This window comes from Dyadobacter sp. SRI_021 (assembly GCF_057586235.1).
This window is the reverse complement of sequence record NZ_JBYCZM010000002.1, coordinates 425544-443731: the sequence shown is the minus strand read 5'-3', so window position 1 is coordinate 443731 and position 18188 is coordinate 425544. Positions and strand designations below refer to the sequence as shown.

The following is an 18188-nucleotide window of genomic DNA, read 5'->3' as shown; positions in this document are numbered from 1 at the left end:
TGCGTTGGTGATCGGCAAATCTAGTAGCGGCGGCGATGCCATGCATTGGGGAAACGGGACATTCGAGGGGTTAACCGGGACAAATGGTTCCCCACGAATGCCTCGCGCGGCTATTTCCCGCCCCGCAAATACGCCGCCGTCAGCGACTCCTTCGATTTGAGCAAATCGGCCGGGGTACCTTCGAATAGTATCTGGCCGCCTTTGTGACCACCCTCGGGACCGAGGTCGATGATCCAGTCGGCGTGTTTCATGACTTCCGTATTGTGCTCGATGACAATCACAGAATTACCCTGATCGACCAGATGGTCGATAATTTCGAGCAAATGGCCGGTGTCCGACATGTGAAGGCCGGTGGTAGGCTCGTCCATCACATAAATCGTGCCATTTTTATGCAGCTCGCCCGCCAGTTTGATGCGCTGGCATTCACCGCCCGATAATGTGCTCAGCGGCTGCCCCAGCGTGAGGTAATTGAGCCCTACCTGATTCATGGCCGTCAGTTTGTGGACCACTTCTTTGGTTTTAAAAAATGCCAGTGCTTCCTCCACCGGCATATCCAGCACGTCGGTGATCGACTTGCCATTGACCTTATATTCCAGTACCTCCGGCTTGAAACGCTTGCCTTCGCAGGTTTCACAAACCGTTTTCACTGGTTCCAGAAATGCCAGGTCGGTAAATATAAAGCCGAGCCCCTGGCATTCGGGACAAGCTCCGTCGGAATTAAAGCTGAACAGTGACGCGCTTACTTTGTTGGTTTTGCCAAACAGCTTGCGAATGTCATCCATAATACCTGTATAGGTCGCAGGATTGGAACGAATGGAAGTACCCACTGCCGACTGGTCGATCACGATCGCTTCCGGATGCTGCGAGAGGAACACCCCATTGATGAGCGAGCTCTTGCCCGAGCCCGCCACGCCCGTCACGACCGTAAAAACGCCCGTGGGGATGTCCACCGACACATTTTTAAGGTTATGCAGTCGGGCATTCTTTACTTTTAACGCACCGGTTGGCTTCCGGAATGTCGATTTGACCTTTAAATCCCGATTAATAAATCTGCCAGTAAGCGTCGACGCTTGAAGGAGGCCTTTATAGTCGCCTGAGTAGACGATCTCGCCGCCACCGCTGCCGGCTTTGGGCCCCACATCTACAATATAGTCTGCGACGCGGATTACATCGGGATCGTGCTCAACCACCAGTATCGTATTACCCTTGTCACGAAGCTTTTGAAGTAACTCATTCAGCCTGTGCACGTCGCGCGGGTGCAGGCCGATGCTGGGTTCGTCGAAAATGTAGGTAATGTCGATCAGGCTGCTGTTCAGATGCTTCACCATTTTAATGCGCTGCGATTCGCCGCCGGATAATGTGCCGGTTTCACGGTCGAGGCTCAGGTAGCCCAAGCCGATGTCGACCAAATGTTCCAAACGTTCGGTCAGGGTGTCGATCATCGGTTTGGAAACCGGATCGTGAATTTCGCGGATGATTTTGACCAGCTCCGAAACCTCCATCGCCGACATTTCGGCAATGTTCAAACCATTAATCCGGCTCGCGAGCGCCTTCTCGTTCAGGCGCGCGCCCTTGCACGCGGGACAATCACCCATTTTCAGGAACCGTTCCACTTTTTTGACCGTCTTCTCCGAAATCTCGCTGCTGTCTTTCTGAATGTACAAACGGTTGAATTTGTCTACGAGCCCTTCGTACTTCGTATCGAAAGTCATACCATTGTAGTTGGATTCGTAGGTCCCCTTTCCGTACAGCAGCGTATGCATTTCCTCGTCGGAATAATCTTCCAGCTTTTTGTCATTATCCAGCATGCCCGAAAAAGTGTAGGCCTTCCAATACCAGGTACCTACCGCGAAAACCGGAAAGAGAATCGCCCCTTCGTTGAGCGACTTCGTAGGATCCAGAAATTTTTCAAGGTCTATTTCCACCTTTTTACCCAAACCATTACATACCGGGCACATCCCGGCAGGGTCGTTGAAGGAGAATGCATTGGAAAAACCGGCGTGCGGCTGGCCCAATCGGGAGAATAGCAGGCGCAAAACGGCCGAAATATCGGTAATAGTACCCATGGTCGAGCGCGAATTGCCGCCAAGCCGTTTCTGGTCGATGACAATGGAGGTGGAAAGGTTTTCGATGGCGTCGGCCTCCGGCTGGCTGATGCGCGGCAGCCGGTTGCGGATAAACATGCTGAATGTTTCGTTCAACTGGCGTTGCGCCTCGGCGCCGATGGTGTCAAAAACAATGGAGGATTTTCCCGAACCGGAAACACCGGTAAAAATGGTGATCTTGCGTTTGGGAATGTCGAGTGAAACATTTTTGAGATTGTTCTCCCTGGCACCGCGAATGCGGATGTACTCCTGATGACTCATGATGTTGCGGTCTGGATGATGAAATGTAATGAGTGAATGATTGAATGACCGAATGATTGAATAAATGGTTCTATTAGCAATCTTCGGTCGGTGAATTTCTATGGAATATTAGTTCTATCAAAATTCACCCATTAAAATTATTTACACATTCACTCATTCAAAATTCAATCATTCAGTCACTCACTCATTCAAAATTCAGGAAGCATTGGCCGCCGAAAAAATCCACTGCACCGCATAACGGTCTGTGAGTGTGGCCCATTGGCCCCGGAGGATACCAGCGGAAAGTGGTGCGGTCACTTCGCCGTTGCGCGCCAGTTTCCTGAACACCGATTGCAACTGCTCCGGAGCCGTAATGCTGATCCACAGCGAAATACTGTTACCGGAAGCTACCCCTTCCTCACCGCCCAGGTCGGATGCAAAAAGCCGGACGTGCTCCGACACCAGGCTCGCGTGCAATACCAGCTGCCTGATTTCCTGAGGAAACTGCTTCCCGCCGGGCGTATCGCCCAGGTATGTGAAGTGCAGCTCCCCCCCGAAGCACGATTGGTAGAAACGCATCGCCTCTTTGCAATTGCCGTTGAAGGTAAGGAAGGGGTATATCGCCATTTTATATTTTATTGATTATAAGCGCGTTCCATTTCAGCAATATCGAGTTTCTGCATGCCCATTACTGCCTGAAACATTTGTCCCGCGCGTTTTGGATCACCGTTGGTCAACCGCTCGGTCAGCATGGCGGGGACGATCTGCCACGATAGCCCGAATTTGTCTTTGAGCCAGCCGCATTGGCTTTCCTGGCCGCCGTCGGCGGTGAGTGTGTTCCAGTAATGATCGATTTCTTGCTGGTCCTTGCAAGTGACAAAAAAGGAAACCGCCTCCGTGAACTTGAACATCGGCCCGGCGTCGAACAGATGTAACGTAAGACCGTTGATCTCGATGACACCCATCATGACCTGGTCGGCTGGCATGTGGCTGCCTTCGCCCCATCTTTTCAGCTGTTTGATCCGTGAATTCGGGAAGAGGCTGGTGTACAGGTTCATCGCTTCCTCTGCCTGGCCATTGTACCAGAGAAACGGGATAATGCCTTGTGTGGTTGACAATTCGCTCATTGTTTGGATTGTTGAAGGTGAATGGTTTGGATAAAAACGGTTTTTAGTTTGCTGATGATTGACATTACAAATGTCGCGGGTTATAGGAAAATAAAAGGGGTGTAAAAGCGCCTAACCAAAGGGGTAAAAATGCCAACTGAATATTTTTCTATATTTACGTCTTCTAAATCCAAAATCGTCATGAAACATATCTCGGTATATGTCCCCCAGTGCTCCTACATCGAAGCGGTTTCTCCTGCTTACCGGCTTTTCAACACGGCCAATGATTTTTTGAGGGCATCAGGGAAAGAGCCCAAATTCAATGTGGAATTTGTAGGATTGAACCACGATATCAAAGCCCAGGATGGCGAATATACCATTCGTATCAACAAGCTGCTGAGCGAAGTAGATAAAACCGACCTCGTGATCATCCCCGCATTATGCGGTAACCTGCGCGAGTCAGTGGAGCTCGACAGGCCTGCCATTCCGTGGATGCTTGAAATGCGTGAAAAAGGTTCAGAAATCGCATCGCTATGCCTCGGGGCGTTTCTGCTGGGCGCTACCGGCCTGCTGGACGGCAAAAAATGCTCCACGCACTGGGCTTATTATGAAGAATTTAAAGAAATATACCCGCAAATCGAAGTCGTGGATGGTACCATCATCACCGACGAAGGGAAGGTATATTCGAGCGGCGGTGCCAATTCGATCTGGAACCTGCTGATCTATATTCTCGAAAAATACACAAGCCGCGATATTGCCATCCTGGCGGCCAAATACTTCGCCATCGACATCGATCGCGACAACCAGCGCGCCTTCACGATTTTCAAAGGCCAGAAAAACCACAACGACGACGGTATCCTCGCCGCGCAGGATTATATCGAAAAGAACTACACCGAAAAACTGACGATCGTAGAACTCGCCGATATTGCCAGCGTGAGCCGCCGCAGCTTCGAGCGGCGCTTCAAGAATGCCACCAACAATACCATCAACGAGTACGTGCGCCGCGTGCGCGTGGAGGCGGCCAAGCGCAGCTTCGAGGTATCGCGTAAGAACGTGACCGAGGTGATGTACGATGTGGGTTATACCGATACGAAGGCATTCAGGGACGTTTTCAAAAAGGTCACGGGCCTGACACCTATTGAATACCGGAACAAATACAGCAAGGATAATTAAGAGCGGCCCGCAAGCCGCTTTTTTTATCGAACGGCATTGCGCTAATCATTTGTTTTTCAACACAAAACAATGATTTACCGGTAGCTCATTTTATTTGCTCGCTCTTTTCCAAATGCGCACTTTTGCACCGCCAATTTAAAAATCGAACCAATTTATCGTCATGTCAAAATCCATTTTGATCATCGTGCTCGCCTGCATGATAGGTTCTGCGCACGCACATTCCATTGTACCAGCTATGACCAGTAAAATCGCCTACACTGAAACCGTCGACTGCGGCAGCGTTTCCCTGATTGATATTTTCAGACGCGCCCGCCTGTGGGTGAGCCAGTCGGCGCCGGACAATAAGACCCTGGTCGACGACAAGGAAACGGGCGACCTGGTGACGCAGGGGCACATTACCATCACGATTCCACGGTCGGAAAACAGTGCGGGTGGTGTTTACAGATTCAACTATGTACTTTCCGTTGAATGCGCCAACCGCAAATACCGCGCTTCGCTGGCCAATGTTGAATATCTGGACGGAAACGCCGGACGTTCTGTCCCTCTGGAAGTTTTCAGCCAGAAAAACGAAAACAAAGCCGCCGCTACGGAGCTCGATGCCAAACTCAAAGCATTACTCGCCGATTTGCAATCGAATGTGAAGGACTACAAGCCGTTCTGAACATGAACACCAACCGCATTACTACGTTTCTCCTTGGTCCCGAACTTTCCTGGCTGGTGATGTACGGACTGACGTTATTGCTCGTTGCGCCCAACCGGCCCGCTACCGAAGCAGGTAACATCCGGCTCGAAAGCCTCGCCTGGTACGTACTCTTCGCGGCGATTGTTCTCTCGTTTTTGCCGCTCCGTTGGTCGCCAATGGGACTGGGCTGGTCCATGCTGCGCATAGGCATCGCCGGTTTGGTGGGAATAACCTCTCTCGCGACCGCATTTTGCGCCGCCATCGACTACCACGATTCCCGGAACTCGGGCGTAGGGACATTATGGATGATGCTGGTGATTTTCGGGGTTATCTTCCTTTTCCTCGGCATGATCGGCGTGAGTCTTTACATCAAATTCAGGTCTTAATATTAAAGCAAATGGTCGACGAAGTCCCTTCTCCGCAAAATACCTACACTGTCCGCTTCGGCGCCTACGAAGTGCGCATGAGCCATTGGATCACCGAACCTGCCATTATAAAGGTTGCTACCAACCAGATGATATTCGATATGCCCTCTACCTGGAGCTGCGACGAAGCCAAGTGGATCGACGATAACACCGTCGAACTCAAAACGCGCTTGTACCCGGGCCGCGAATATTGTGATCTGGTCCTCGACCTCAAAGCCGGCACCGGCAAGGCCGTACGAGGCAGCTACTCGTTTGCAAATTCGATGAACAAGCCGCCACGGGAATTCGAGGGCAGTTTGCAGGAGATCTATCGCTGGCTCTAACATTTCGGAACCATGGAAACTACCAGCAAAGGGGTACCAGGCTTTGAACTGTTCGTTCTGCTCTTCTTTACGATCGGTGCAGTGTTTGCCGTGATATCGTTTTCAATCTACCGCAATAGCCGCAACCTGATTGAGAACGGCATTGAAGCCAAAGGCACCGTGATCGACCTGCACCGTTTGAAACCACGTGAATATCCCCTGGCACCATCGATCCGATACATCAAAAGGGACGGCACTCCGCACGTTTTTCACAGCTCGGAAGCCCGCAACCCGCCCGAATACCAGATTGGAGAAGAAGTGACATTATACTACGACCCGAAAGACCCCGATAATGTGCATTTAAAAGGCAATTACCTTTTTGTATATGTATTTGCCGGAATGGGCGCTATGTTCTGGCTGTTTTCGATCTGGTACGTCGGCTCGGCTGTGAAAGCGATATTTCGCTGGCTTTTCAATTGATACAACAACAAGAAAGGACGCCTTCGTGGACGTCCTTTCTTGTTGTTGTATGTCATTCACTAAGCCAAAAGCGGCTTTACCACTTTGCCGTGGACGTCGGTAAGACGGTACCGCCGCCCCTGATGCTTGAATATCAGCTGCTCGTGATCGATGCCCATCAAATGCATGACAGTTGCCTGGAAATCATGCACGTGCACGGGATCTTTGATAATGTTATAACCAAAATCGTCGGTTTCACCGTACACGAATCCTTTTTTCACACCTGCGCCGGCCATCCATATTGAAAAGCTGCGCGGGTGGTGATCGCGGCCGTAGTTGTCGCGGGTCAGTTTGCCTTGTGAATAAGCACCGCGGCCAAATTCGCCGCCCCAGACCACCAGGGTCTCATCCAGCAAGCCGCGTTGTTTCAAATCGTTGATCAATGCGGCCGAAGCCTGGTCTACGCTTTTGGCCATGATCTTGATGTCATTCGGAAGGTTACCGTGCTGGTCCCAGCCCTGGTGATACAGCTGCACGAATTTCACATCCTTTTCGATCAGCTTCCGAGCCAACACGCAGTTAGCCGCGAACGTACCGGGCTTGCGGGAGTCTTCACCATACATATCGAAAATATAATCCGGCTCTTTGGAAATATCCATGGTTTCGGGCACGGCCGTTTGCATGCGGTAGGCCATCTCATACTGCGCCATCCGGTAGTTGATCTCCGGGTCAAGCAATTTTTCGAACTGTCCTTGTTGCAGTTTCGCGAGCGAATTCAGCATGCGCCTGCGACTGGTACGGTCAATTCCCTCCGGATTATTGAGGTAAAAAACAGGGTCCGGGCCGGAACGGAACACCACGCCCTGGTGAATGGACGGCAAAAAACCATTACTCCATAGCTTGGCATACAATGGCTGGTCGCCGCTGCGGCCTTTGGAAAGCAGCACCACGAACGAAGGCATATTCTGGTTATCGGAGCCCAGCCCGTAGCTCACCCACGATCCCCATGAAGGTCTGCCGCCCTGTTGGCTGCCTGTTTGGAAAAACGTGACGGCCGGGTCGTGATTAATGGCCTCGGTAAACATCGAGCGGATGAACGTAACATCGTTCACAATGCCCGAGGTGTAAGGCATCAGTTCACTGATCATCATATCGTTATCCCCGTACCGCTGGAATTTGTATTTCGAAGCGGCCAGCGGAAAACTGCTCTGTCCGGCTGTCATACCCGTCAGGCGTTGCCCCTTCCGCACTGATTCGGGGAGATCCTTTCCCCACATTTCTTCCAGTTTAGGCTTGTAGTCGAACAGTTCGAGCTGCGAGGGCGCGCCGCTTTGGAACAAGTAAATAACACGCTTGGCTTTCGGAGGGAAATGCGGGTGCCCGATCGGCAGCCCGGCGGCTTCGGCTCCCTTTTCTCCTACCTTTTTAGCCAACGAATTGTCTGCATTCAAAAGCGATGCCATCGCTGCCGCACCCAGTCCCAGACTCGTTTTCGATAGAAAATTACGCCTGCTCAATTGTTCATGGACATGGTTTTCAAGTTCTCTGTAAAGGCTCATTACTTTGCTGGTTATCGCTTGATCAAAAATTCATCAAAATTCATTACCGTGCTCGCTACAATGGTTCCTGCTGCAAGCTGCGCGGGATTCAGGGTTTTATCAAGCGGGTATTCACCCACGGCCAGGATCGACTTCATCCGTTTAGGATTCTGACTAAAATCCTTCAATTCCTCGTCGTACAGCGCTTTCAGCACCATTTTCTCTTTCGTGTCCGGCAGGCGGCTCGTCAGCGCGGTAAATGCATAATCGATCTGTTCGTCGATGGATTTGCCGTTTTTCAGCATTTGCTGCGCCAGCACACGCGATGCCTCCACGAATTGCGGGTCGTTCATGACCACCAATGCCTGCAACGGCGTACTGGTTTTCTGTCGCTTGGTTATACAAAAATGCCTTTCAGCCGCATCGAAGTTAAGCATCATTGGTGGTGGCGAGCTGCGTTTCCAGATCGTATAAAGACTTCTCCGGTAAAGCGAATCACCATGCTGTTGTTTGTAAGTGACCTCGTTACGTGTCGCCAGCGCTTCCCAAAGGCCCGCCGGCTGGTACGGATATGCGCTCTTGCCCCCTATCCTGCGCGTAAGCAAGCCGCTCGATGCCAATGCATTATCACGGATCTGTTCCGCGCTCATGCGGTAGCTGGGGCCACGCGCGTAAAGCCGGTTATCCGGATCGACGTCTTTCATAGCAGGTTCGATTTTGGAAGACTGGCGATAAGTAGCCGAAGTGACGATCAGCTTTTGCATTGCCTTCACATTCCAGCCTGATTCACGGAAGCGCGCTGCCAGGTAATCGAGGAGCTCGGGATGAGTCGGCAGCTCGCCCTGGTTTCCATAATCGTCGCTGGAAATCACGATCCCTTTTCCAAAATACATCATCCAGAACCTGTTAACAGTTACCCGCGTGAACAGCGGATGGTCCTTATCGAGCAGCCATTTAGCCAAACCCAGGCGGTTTCGCGGATAGTCTTTCGGTATTTTAAAGAATGCATCCGGCGTATCCATGGTGACCGGTTTGCCCGGTGCGTCGTACGCGCCGCGATTGAGAATGAAGGTCTTGCGCGGATATTTTCGCTCTTTCATCACCATCACATCGATCTGCTTATCCATAATCTCCGTTTCCTCGCCGATCAATGCGCGGCTCGCCGCCAGTTGCTTTTTGTATCCGGCGTCAATATTAGTCAGGTAATAATCCCTCAAAGAAGCAAGCTGTGCCGGTTTTAGTTGCAACGGCGGGGTTTTCAATGCCGTCAGCAATTCATTTTTCAATGTAAACAAACCCTGCATTTCCAGCGCGCTGATGGCCCTGGTATAAATCCGGAATTCGTCGATCTCGAAATTCTTCGTCCGCTGATCCGACAACCGGCCGATATTCAGCTTGTCGACATACCAGTTCGTTTTGTTTTTGCCGTACAAAATACTCTCCGTCAAATGGTCATTATGCACGGTAACCTGCACGGGCTGACCGTTGACGAACAGTTTCAGGCCTGCCGCTTTGCTCAAACCATCATAGGTAAAGCCTAGCTGCGTCCATTTGTTCATCGGGAATTTATCCACCGTCTGTATTTCAATTGCATTCTCCGGCCACACATGGCTGATCGTCAGCCGGATCCGACCATCTTTCTCCCGGAACACATTCCAGCCGCGATAGCCATTCATTACCCCGTTGGATTTATGCAGCAGCGAACCGCTCACCGCGGGGTCGTGCAGATTAAGCCAGATACTGATGCTGAATGGCTGGTTGCGTTCAAAGAATGCAAACTTGTCGCCAAAACTCACCGCGTTTTCCCCGAAAATATACCGGGCCTTACCAATGCGGCCGTCACGGGAAGCCACGTTGGAGAGGCTGTCGTCGCCTTCTGCATTGGCCTTGTGCTTCGGATTTGCCAGGTTGGCAAACTCCTTGCCCGTCGGTTCGTCGAATGTAAAATGGCCTATCAAATCTGTTTTTTCGGGAAGTAATGCCCTCTCGGGCGCCTTGCGGGCGGCGGCGAGCCATTGCTGAAAAGCGCGTTCGTAAACAGCCACATTGGCGGCCATCGTCGAGCGCTCCTTGGCAAGATTCTCGTGGATGAATTTCAATTTGGCGTCGGCCTCGGGCGTCGGCAGCGTGATAGCCGGGCTCGCCTCACCATTGTAAGGGATCTGGCCGTTTTCATCATTGTTGTTAAAAAACGCATACAATGAATAGTAATCCTTATGGCTGATCGGGTCGTATTTATGGTCATGGCAGCGCGCGCATTCCACGGTCAACCCCAGGAATGTCTTGCCAAACGTATCCACACGGTCGGAAACGTAGGCCGTGCGGTACTCTTCAGGGATAATACCGCCTTCCTGGCTCTGCTGGTGCATACGGTTGAACGCCGTAGCAACCATCATATCGCGGGTCGGATTCGGCAGCATATCGCCTGCCAACTGCCATGTTACGAACTGGTCGTAGGGCTGGTTCTTGTTAAAGGAGTTGATCACCCAATCCCGGAACGGCCATGCAGTGCGCAGGCCGTCGTCCTGGTACCCGTGCGTGTCCGCATAGCGCGCGGCATCGAGCCAGGGTACTGCCATGTGTTCGCCATAATGCGGCGAGGCCAGCAGCCGGTCGACGGCTTTTTCGTAAGCATTCGGCGATTTATCGTTCAAAAAGGCGGTAACCTCCTCAGGTGTCGGTGGCAGGCCGGTCAGATCGAGCGAAACGCGGCGCAACAATGTAGTTTTGCTCGCTTCCGGCGACGGCTTCATATTCTTGTCTTCCAGCTTTTTAAGGATAAACCGGTCGATGTCGTTGCGTACCCACGCTTCATTTTTTACCTTGGGCAATGCGGGTTTTTCCACTTTGGTAAATGCCCAATGCGGCTTGTACTCGGCGCCTTCTTCCACCCAGCGGATGAGAATAGCTTTTTCGCGGGCAGTAAGCGATAAATGTGACTCGGGCGTGGGCATAACCATCTCAGGGTCGGTCGACAAGATTCGGTACACGAGCTCGCTGCTTCCCGGCTTACCGGGTTTAATCGCTTTCAAACCGCTCTCCGCTTCCTTTTTATAGGCCACTTCGGCCACATCGAGGCGCAAATTGGCCTTCTGGTGATTGGCATCGGGTCCGTGACAGGCAAAACAGCGGTCCGACAGGATCGGCTTCACGTCGTAAGTATAATCGACAGGCGCCACCAGGGTATTCATTTCAGCGGCCACGTCGTCGGGCAGATCGACCTTTTTGTCACAAGACATTAAAAAGTATCCGGCTGCGGGGACCAACAAACAATATTTAAACCAGGAATTCAACATCATCAAAAAATATTATTACCAGCGGCAGCTTACAACAGAGAACAATTAACAAAGCATCCAGCAATCCAATTCTCCATTCTCTTAATCCTAATTTAATCATTTCCCTTCAATTGCCGTCGACTTAAGTCGACGGCAGAGGATTTTAGTGTACTAGTAGCCAGGATTTTGTGTTAATGTGGCTTTGCCATTTTTGGTGCTATATACAATGGCTTGCTGGGGAATTGGATAGTATTGGTGCCGTTCTTCGAATTTGGCGCCGCTGAGATAGGTGCGAAGATTCTTTTCTTTTTCCAGATAAGTGTTCAGCACCTGCACGGCCACTCCCCAGCGGACGAGGTCGAAGAAACGATGCCCTTCCATCGCGAATTCGAGGCGGGTTTCAAACCGCACCGCGTCGCGTGCGGCGGCGGCATCTTTCCACGGGTCATTGTACAGCCCTACCACGTAGTTGGCGGCAGCTTTACCAGCCTCCGTCTTCACGAAACCATCCGGATTGGCGGCACGTTTGCGGATCATGTTCACGTATTCGCGTGCTTTTTCGAGGTTGCCCAACTCCACTTCGCATTCTGCCAGCCAAAGGAGCACGTGATCATAGCGGATCAGCCGGTAATTGTTGGTACTAAGCCGCGGGTTGCCTGTTTTACCGGATTCCGCCTTGCTCACGATCTGCTTTTTGGAAGAATAAGGCCCCGCATACGACTGGTCACGGATCCAGAACCGGCCCGGATGCACGCCCCAATCGATGTAGGGAATGCCCCGACGACCGAGCGTCCAGTCCACGCGGGAATCGAGGCGGCCGGTGTAGGGCTCAAACGGCGCCGAAGAAAGCAGCCCTTCATCATTCTTGACATTCTCATCATTGAACGTCTTGATCATCGGCAAACCCTTTTCGTCGGTTTTGTAGGCATTTACCAGGTTTTGGGATGCCTGGAAAAAGCCGCAGCAGCCGCCTGGGCCATTCGGGTACATATAGGTAAGCTCATCGCCTGCATTCCCGCCCGAGCCGTCGGCTGCCGTCACTGTGTATTGCACCTCGAACACCGATTCGGCATTATTCCGGGTCTCGGCCGCGAAATTGTCATGAAAACGCTCCATCAGCTTGTACTTCCCACTGTTAACCACTTGCAACAATGCTTCCTTTGCCGCCGTAAGATGCTGCACATTCGGCTGACCTTTCGGAAAACCCTGAAACATATGGCATTTGCCGAGGTAAGCATACGCAGCATTTTTGGTCGGACGGCCGGGATCGGTTTGCGACACCGGCAGGTTTTCAGCCGCGAATTTGAAATCCGCTTCGATCTTCGGCCAGGCATCTTCGGTATTGGGCAGCAGCACGCTTTCCGGGTTTTCGGGATCCCAGGTTTGCTCATCGAGGTAGGAAATGTTGCCCCACATTTTCTTGGCTTCGAAATGGTAGTGCCCCCGCAGGAAGCGGGCTTCGGCCATAATCTGCGTTTTCCGCTGATCGGACAGGCCCTGTACCTTGGGCAGGGATCTCAAAACATCGTTCGTCCGTGCAATGCCGTCGTACAATGTCCTCCATTTCCCGTAAATGTGGGTATTGGTCGAAAGCCATACGTAGCGTTCGAGAAAAGTTTGCTCCGGCTGATCACCGGCGTCGGAGCCTTTGTAAGCGTCATCGGAAACGACGCTGCCGAAAATCCAGTTCGAAACCGCACCGTGCCATGAGGTAACCCCGCTGGTACCGATGCCGTCGAGCAGCGCATAGGCGCCCACGAGCGCCCCCTCGATACCCGAGGTGGTAAGGATAATATCAGGACTATACTGTCCCTGAGGCCTCTTTTCGAGAAAATCGTCGCCGCAGGAGGTTGCGAGGAGCAATAGCAACGGTATGAATATCTTTTTCATGGTTTTGATTTTAAAAGCCGAGACTGATACCTACGATGAATGCTTTGGGCGTCGGATAAACCCCTTCGTCCACGCCGATCTGACGATCGGAACCGCTGTTAAAGTTGCGGAGGTTGATTTCAGGATCCAGACCAGTATACTTTGTGAAAGTCAGCAGGTTTTGTCCCTGAATGTAAACCCGCAGATGGTCTGCGCCGATTTTGGACAAAACCGATTTCGGCAAAGTGTAACCGAGTTGGATATTCTTGAAGCGCAGGTAAGAACCGTTCTCCACGAAATAGGTCGAAGGCTCGCCGCTCTGGGCGTCGTTCGCGTCGAGAATGGGCAGTTTGGCATTCGGATTATCGGGCCGCCATGAGTCGTAGAGCATTCTCTTAGACCGGTTGCCCTGGAAAACCTCGAAGTCGGTCCAGTAGCGCACGTGGTTGAAAATGTCGTTCCCCTGCACGCCCTGGGCGAAAATGGCGAGGTCAAAGCCTTTGTAGCCCACATTCACATTAAGGCCGTAGGTAAAATCCGGGTGTGGATTACCGATGTAAGTCTGGTCCTGCGCATTGATCACCCCGTCGCTATTCACATCGCGGTACTTGAATTTGCCTACACCTTGCGTGCGCTTGCCGTCGATGTAAATATTCGAATCGTAGTAGCCGGGGAACCGGGCGTGATTTTGTACTTCTTCCTCGTTCTGCATGATACCATCTATAATGTAACCATAGAACGACGAGATCGGCCGGCCGGCAATGGAGCGCGTCACCGCCGGGGTACGCAGCGAGAAACCCGGCAGGAAATCGTCCGGATTTTGGGGATCCAGGGCGATGATTTTGTTACGGTATGTCGAAAAATTGACCCCAATACTGTAATTAAGCTGTCCGTCCAGGGCATGGTCCTGATAGCTCAGGGCGAGATCTACGCCCCTGTTTTGCATGGAAGCTATGTTTTGAGCGGGAATGGCGGCATCGCCCAGACGCGGATCGTAGGCTTTGGTATACAACAAATCCTTCGTCTGCCGGTCGAAAACGTCGAGGCTCATGTCAAACTTACCTTTGAACAAATTGGCGTCTATGCCCACATTGACCGTCGTGGTCGTCTCCCATTTGGCATTCGGATTACCGAAACGGCCGAGGTCAAATCCCTGCATATAACCGATCGGACTGCTGCCAAGGCCATACCCACTGCTATTCGGATTGCTCTGATAGGTGGAATACGCATTAAAATCCCCGATTTCCTGATTACCCGTCTGCCCCCAACCTGCGCGGACCTTCAAATCACTTACAAAATCGACACCCGACATGAAGCCTTCCTTCGATAAACGCCAGCCCACGCTCGCAGCCGGAAATGTAGCATAGCGCGATGCTGCCTGGAAGCGCGAGGAGGCATCGCGTCGTAAAGTGGCCTGGAGCAGGTATTTGTCGTCGAATGCGTAATCCACACGGCCGAAATACGAGAACAACGACCACGACGAAGACGCATAACCGCTATTGGTAGCTGTGGCAGGATTACCGGCATCGATGTACCGCAGATCGATATTATTCGAAAAAAAGCCCTGGCGATAGGCATTCACAAAATCGCCGAAGGAATCAATGGATTCCAGGCCGACGAATGCATTCAAATGGTGCATCTCGCCGAATGTTTTATCATAAGTAAGGGTGTTGGTCCAGGTCCAGGAATAGCCGTATCCCCGGTTTTCGCTCAGGCTGTTCACGTTAGTTCCGTGGGCGAGCTCGATCTCAACAGGCGTGTAATACTTACCGGCAGAAGCCGTCAGGTCGAGCCCGAAACTCGTTTTAGCCGTCAGGTTTTTCAAAATATCGAACTCTGCATACGCATTGCCAAACAACCGGAGGTCTTTATAACCATTGTCCTTGTTACGCACGAGCTGGCCTACGGGGTTGTTCGCATTTCCGAGGTTGCTGCCCAGGGTACCTGCGAAATTGCCGCCAATGTCGTACACCGGGATAATCGGCTGTGCGCGGTAGGTATTCGAAACCTGGCTCGTTTCGCTGTTATTACCGTAATTGCCCTGGCGACGTCCGTAGGCAACCTGCAAATTCTCTCCTATCCGGAGCTTCTTTTTAATGGTAAACTCGGTATTCGCCCGGACGGAATAGCGTTTATAGCCATTGTAAAGCAAAATGCCCGTTTGGTTAAAATAATTGGCTGAAAACGAATACCGGCTCACCTCGGACCCACCCGAAACACCGAGCTGGTAATTCTGAATGGGTGCATCGTCGAAAACCTCGCGCATCCAGTCGGTACCTTTCTTGTTAGCCTTGGTAATAGAGAATTTGGTTTTGCCAAACTGAGGGTCGGTATATCGGTCGTAACTGTAATTGGCTGGGTTTACCCGCGGATCGCCTTCCGCAGCGCCATCGGGAATAATGTAATCCGGAATTACCGGCGTGGGGCCATTGCCATATTGCGAATGCTCCGGGTTACCCGTATTAGGGTTCACCACGTTGGCATTCTTCTTGCTCTGCCAGAGGTATTCGCCATATTCCTGTGTGTTGAGCAAATCCATTGTTTTGGCCAACTTCTGTACCCCGAAATAGGCGTCGAATGTGAGCTTCGGCACACCGGATTTGCCCCTTTTGGTAGTGATAATCACCACACCGTTCGCCGCGCGCGAGCCATAGATCGAGGCCGACGATGCATCCTTTAATATCTGTATCGACTCAATATCATTCTGATTGATCGTATTGAGGTTCCCTTTCGTAGGTACTCCGTCGATAATGTAAAGCGGATCATTGTTCCCGAGCGTTCCATACCCGCGCACACGCACGGCCACGCCCCCGCCCGGCGTATTATCCGTGCCCACGGTCACGCCCGCGGCGCGCCCCTGCAACTGCTGCGCGAGGTTGGTGGCAGGTACAGAAAGCAGCTTTTCGGCATCGATCACGCTCACCGACCCGGTAATATCCCTGCGCGACTGCGTCGTATAGCCCGTCACGACTACTTCACTCAGCGCCTTGATGTCCGGATCGAGCGCGACATTGATCACCGAGCGGTTTACAACCGGGATTTCCTGGGACACATAACCCACGAAGCTAAATACCAGCACTGCCTTCTCGTCGGGCACGACCAATTCGAAGCTCCCGTCGCCGCCGGTAATAGCGCCTTGCTGCGTGCCCTTCACGACCACGCTCACGCCCGGCAGGCCTTCCTTGTTATCGGAGCCGGTAACCTTGCCTTTCACCCCGATGTCCACCCGGTGCAGGTACGGCAGCGGTACCGGTTCGAGCAGCTTCGGAGCGTCGGAAAACGACTCGTCGGGTTTGCGGATCAGGATAATGTAGTTGCCCGATACGGAGTAATGGATTTGTAATGGCCCCAACAGCTCCTTCAACACCTTGCTGAGCTTCTGGTTTGAAGCCTCCACGGTTACTTTCTGGTTCGATATCAGGGAGGGGATGTATGAAAACCTGACTTTGGCATTCTTTTCAAGCGTCGTCAGCACCTGTTTAAGGTCTTGCTGCCTGACTTGAAGCGTGACCTCCCGGTTCAGGATTTCCTGGGCGACGCCGTCGTTGGCAAGGGCCAGGCTTTGAAAGAAGAGGGACACCAGAAATGGTATGCATGTAACTTTCATCGCAGCTACCAAATATTTAAATGGTAAACTATTTTTTTTCATACTTTTACGATGGTTTTTGGGTGTTCACAAACGACAAAGACCTTCCTCTCTCCCGTTTTGGGAGATTTAAGTTTCGCTTAAAATCTGGGGAATTTTCAGAGCCGGAAACGCTGGACCCGTTCCCGGCTTTTTTGCTTTCTACAATCGGAGTTTAATCATATGTTAAGGGTTTAGGATGAATAGGCAGGTAAAAACTATTTTGTTATCTGCAACCTTCACTCGAAATGACGACCTGGCCGTCGCTGACGCGGTAGGCCGCTCCGAGGGTCTGGGTGATGATATCGAGTTTGGTGAAGAAGGGCTCGTTGCTCAGCTCCACGCGCAGCGAACAGTTCTCCATCACCGCGGCGTCGTACACGATCGGGATACCATACACCGTCTCCAATGCAGAGAATACCTTGCTCACCGGCTGATTCTCAAACACAAATCCCGCTCCCGGGTCAGGCTTGATGAGTTCGAGCGGCATATTGGTGATGGATTTGGAAACCACATTATCCTTCACCGAAAATATCGCCTGCTGGTTGGGCGTGAGAAGCAGTTCCGTGTTGCGCTCGGTGGGATTTTCAATGTCCTTCAAAGGCAAAACCGACACTCTTCCGCTTCTTACGAGTACTTCCACATTTGTGTCGGTGGCTTTAACCAGAAAACTGGTTCCCAGCACCCTGGTTACCAAACCGTTGGCATACACAAAAAACGGGTTCTGCGGATCCTTCCTTACATCGAAAAACGCCTCCCCGGACAAGAATACCTCCCGCTTCTTGTCATAGATGAAATCTGCCGCATAACTGATCCTGCCCGCAGGTGCGAGGCTTACCTTACTGCCATCCGGCAGCCCCACGCGCATTGCCTTGCCCGTCGTATTGATCACCTCCCGCAAGGCCTTCGACGACTCCGGCGCATAGGCAGTCCGGCGGACGGAACCATTCATTGTTTGGCCGTTTTTCCACCAAAAAGCTCCGCCCAGGCCCAATACCAACGTTGCCACCGCAGCCACGGAAAGCCATTTCCGCCATAGCACGCGTTGCATCGGCTCTTCGGCGCCTGCCTGCGTCGTATGCAGGATCCGCTGCACCTGGTCTTCCAGCTGCTGGTCGGTTACAATGGCTGCATGCTCGCGCCAGGTCGTGATCAGTTCCCGGGCTTGCTGCATAATCACTTTTTTATCGGGATAGAGGCGTACGATCTCTTCCCAAAGCCCTTCGGTCGCATCGGCTTCGCCAACAACCCACCGACGGAAACTATCGTCTTGCAGGAAGTCTTCCAGATCGTAATCTTTATAATATTTCATAACAAAACACCATTAGGTGTGTTTACAGGGAGGATAATCGGCAAATGCGGGAATCATCATCGAAAAAAATAAAAAAT

General features: G+C 52.0%; 13 protein-coding genes. 5 read left to right on the top strand and 8 right to left on the bottom strand.

The window, feature by feature from the left end; genetic code table 11:
• Nucleotides 1-110: 110 nt before the first annotated feature.
• From AC2YIT_RS07080 to AC2YIT_RS07070, 3 genes are all read right to left on the bottom strand, one after another.
• A complete protein-coding gene (locus tag AC2YIT_RS07080) occupies nt 111-2366 on the bottom strand; it encodes an ATP-binding cassette domain-containing protein (protein ID WP_487278739.1) in 2256 nt (751 codons plus the stop codon).
• A 195-nt stretch (nt 2367-2561) separates the two neighbouring features.
• Nucleotides 2562-2972: a VOC family protein gene (locus AC2YIT_RS07075; protein ID WP_430847824.1), complete on the bottom strand. Its 411-nt coding sequence runs from the start codon at nt 2970-2972 to the stop codon at nt 2562-2564.
• A gap of 8 nt (nt 2973-2980) precedes the next feature.
• Nucleotides 2981-3472 (bottom strand): VOC family protein, encoded by a 492-nt coding sequence (locus AC2YIT_RS07070; protein ID WP_430847822.1) that lies wholly within the window; start codon nt 3470-3472, stop codon nt 2981-2983.
• Nucleotides 3473-3652: 180 nt separating this feature from the next.
• On the opposite strand from AC2YIT_RS07070, the gene AC2YIT_RS07065 reads away from it, so the two are divergent.
• The 5 genes from AC2YIT_RS07065 (at nt 3653) to AC2YIT_RS07045 (ending at nt 6513) form a co-directional block, all read left to right on the top strand.
• Complete coding sequence (locus tag AC2YIT_RS07065; protein ID WP_430847820.1) at nt 3653-4624, top strand: GlxA family transcriptional regulator; 972 nt, start codon at nt 3653-3655, stop codon at nt 4622-4624.
• Between the two features lie 160 nt (nt 4625-4784).
• Complete coding sequence (locus AC2YIT_RS07060) at nt 4785-5285, top strand: DUF4468 domain-containing protein (protein ID WP_487278738.1); 501 nt, start codon at nt 4785-4787, stop codon at nt 5283-5285.
• Between the two features lie 2 nt (nt 5286-5287).
• Nucleotides 5288-5692 (top strand): hypothetical protein, encoded by a 405-nt coding sequence (locus tag AC2YIT_RS07055; RefSeq protein ID WP_487278737.1) that lies wholly within the window; start codon nt 5288-5290, stop codon nt 5690-5692.
• 11 nt (nt 5693-5703) lie between these two features.
• On the top strand, nt 5704-6054 hold the full coding sequence (locus AC2YIT_RS07050) for a hypothetical protein (RefSeq protein ID WP_487278736.1): 351 nt from the start codon (nt 5704-5706) through the stop codon (nt 6052-6054).
• Nucleotides 6055-6066: 12 nt separating this feature from the next.
• Nucleotides 6067-6513, top strand: coding sequence for a DUF3592 domain-containing protein (locus AC2YIT_RS07045; RefSeq protein WP_487278735.1), 447 nt, complete (start codon nt 6067-6069; stop codon nt 6511-6513).
• Between the two features lie 59 nt (nt 6514-6572).
• Here the strand turns inward: AC2YIT_RS07045 and AC2YIT_RS07040 are convergent, their stop codons facing one another.
• The 5 genes from AC2YIT_RS07040 to AC2YIT_RS07020 form a co-directional block, all read right to left on the bottom strand.
• On the bottom strand, nt 6573-8051 hold the full coding sequence (locus tag AC2YIT_RS07040) for a DUF1501 domain-containing protein (protein ID WP_487278734.1): 1479 nt from the start codon (nt 8049-8051) through the stop codon (nt 6573-6575).
• Nucleotides 8052-8062: 11 nt separating this feature from the next.
• Entirely contained in the window at nt 8063-11269 is a 3207-nt protein-coding gene (locus AC2YIT_RS07035) for a DUF1553 domain-containing protein (RefSeq protein WP_487278733.1), read from the bottom strand.
• Nucleotides 11270-11476: 207 nt separating this feature from the next.
• Nucleotides 11477-13195, bottom strand: a complete 1719-nt coding sequence (locus AC2YIT_RS07030) for a RagB/SusD family nutrient uptake outer membrane protein (protein ID WP_487278732.1) — start codon at nt 13193-13195, stop codon at nt 11477-11479.
• Nucleotides 13196-13205: 10 nt separating this feature from the next.
• The gene (locus AC2YIT_RS07025; protein ID WP_487278731.1) at nt 13206-16781 is read right to left on the bottom strand and encodes a TonB-dependent receptor; all 3576 of its coding nucleotides are present in this window, start codon (nt 16779-16781) and stop codon (nt 13206-13208) included.
• Nucleotides 16782-17025: 244 nt separating this feature from the next.
• Complete coding sequence (locus AC2YIT_RS07020) at nt 17026-18111, bottom strand: FecR family protein (protein WP_430847802.1); 1086 nt, start codon at nt 18109-18111, stop codon at nt 17026-17028.
• Nucleotides 18112-18188: the final 77 nt, after the last annotated feature.